Annotated in this window: 2 protein-coding genes; one reads left to right on the forward strand and one right to left on the reverse strand. The window is 63.5% G+C overall.

What is annotated here, in order from left to right; translation table 11 throughout:
• On the reverse strand, window positions 1-710 hold a 710-nt coding region (locus JYJ84_RS35685), incomplete at its 3' end, for a caspase family protein (RefSeq protein ID WP_205190212.1).
• A gap of 608 nt (window positions 711-1,318) precedes the next feature.
• Here JYJ84_RS35685 and JYJ84_RS35690 point away from each other — a divergent pair.
• Window positions 1,319-1,835, forward strand: a 517-nt coding sequence (locus JYJ84_RS35690) for a zinc ribbon domain-containing protein (protein WP_205190213.1), incomplete at its 3' end; no start/stop codon positions are given.

Raw genomic sequence — 1,835 nt, forward strand, 5'->3', positions numbered from 1 at the left:
GCGATCCACGGACGTTGCTGCCCCTGGGTCACGTCGCTGACCTGTTGCTGCGTATGCTCGAGCGCCTGCTTGAGCGTCGCGCCGGGCGCGGCAAGATAGGTCGCCAGGTAGTATGCGAACGGCCCGTTGTCGACCGGCTGACCGAACGTCCGCATCGAATCGTAGGCTGCCGCCTGGTCGGCGGTCGAATACGCGATCAGTTCGCCGCGTGCCGCCGGATCGCGCTTGAGCGACTGGCCGGCACGGCCGCGGGACGGCACGCGGCACGCGTCGATCAGCGCGACAAACGCATCGGGCCGCGACGCCTTCACCTGCGCGCGCACCGCGTTGAATCGGATCCCCCGTTGCAGCAGCGTGGCACGCGTCATTGCCGCGATCGGGATGCCGGTCTTGACCGGCACGAGAAAATTGTCGCCGCCGGATTCAAAGCCATGGCCCGCGTAATAGAAAATCGCGACCTGGGCGCCACGCGCGCGCGTGGCAAGCCAGTCGACCGACGCGTTGAACTCGTCGCGGGTCAGGTCGGTGCCGATCCGCGTCTCGAATCCAAGCTGCGTGAAGGTCCGGCCGATCAGCGCGGCGTCGTTGGCCGGCGAACCCAGCCGGTCGGCGCCGTCATAGGCGGCATTGCCGATCACGAGCGCGACTTTCGCCCCGGCCGCGCGACCCCCGTCGACCGTTGCGCCGGCCCATCCGGGTCGGGACTGCAACGATGCAACCACCAGGACGGCAACGCACGCGCATGCACGTCCCGATCGCAAGAAAAACATCCGCACGTTTCTCCGTTGTTGTTTTGGAGCGTCATTCCGAATATCGGAACGACGCCAGTTAGCCAACGTCATTCCGGCCGAAGAATACGGCAATTGCACAACGCAATGTCGATCGGTTTGTCTGAAACCGGCACGACCGGCCGAGCAATACCGCCGCGGCACACCGAGGGGGGCGCCGCCCGGACGAATGAAGGATTTCAGTGCCGCCGCATGGCAACCGGGCGGCAAATCCGGCCCGTATTCGCGTGCGATGAGATGTTCGTTGACAAAATTTGCGGATAGCGAAACTTCATAATTTCAGTGTAGTATCCGCTGCAGAAGACCATTAGTATTAGCAATCGAAATAATGAAAGCAGTTTGTCAGTTTAAAACTGACAACTAAAGCGGGGAAAGCGTGAATTCGCCATTCAAATCCGGGGCATCCAGATTCGTTACGTCGTACGCGTCCATTCGTGTCGACGAGACCTCCTCTTCTCATTTCCGACCCAATCACGACTGATATTCCGCGCTAAGCGCGCCGCGCCGTTCATTTGCGTGACGAGCGGCCGGTGCAGCGCGACGCCGTGGTTCGGACCAGCATGCGCATACATGCGCGGCGTCGCCATGCCGATCGACGAAAAGAAGAGGATTACTTATTTATGATGCAATGTACGCACTGCGAGAGCGAACTGCCTGACGGCCTGAAGTTCTGCATCAAATGCGGTACCCCCGTCGCAGCCGCTCAGCCCCGGATCGACGCAGCCGGCACACCCTGCCGGCGCTGCCACGCCGAGCTGACGCCGAACCAGCGTTTCTGCAACAAATGCGGAACACCGGTGGCGTCGGCGGACGACGTCGACGTGATCGATGTCGAGTTGCCCGCGCCGCCGGTCGAGCCGGTACGGGCACCTGAACCGGCGCAGCCGTCCGGACACGTCGCGGCCGAAGCGGCGCACGAGATTCCGCACGGCGCCGCCGAGGCGTCCGGCACGCACGTGGCCCCCGTCGTCGAACCCGCGGAGACGGATGTCGCCGTGGATGACGTGCCCCCCGTCACGGACATCGCCGAAACGGCATCGAGCCAGG

Source organism: Burkholderia sp. LMG 13014 (assembly GCF_905232215.1).
Lineage (GTDB): Bacteria > Pseudomonadota > Gammaproteobacteria > Burkholderiales > Burkholderiaceae > Burkholderia.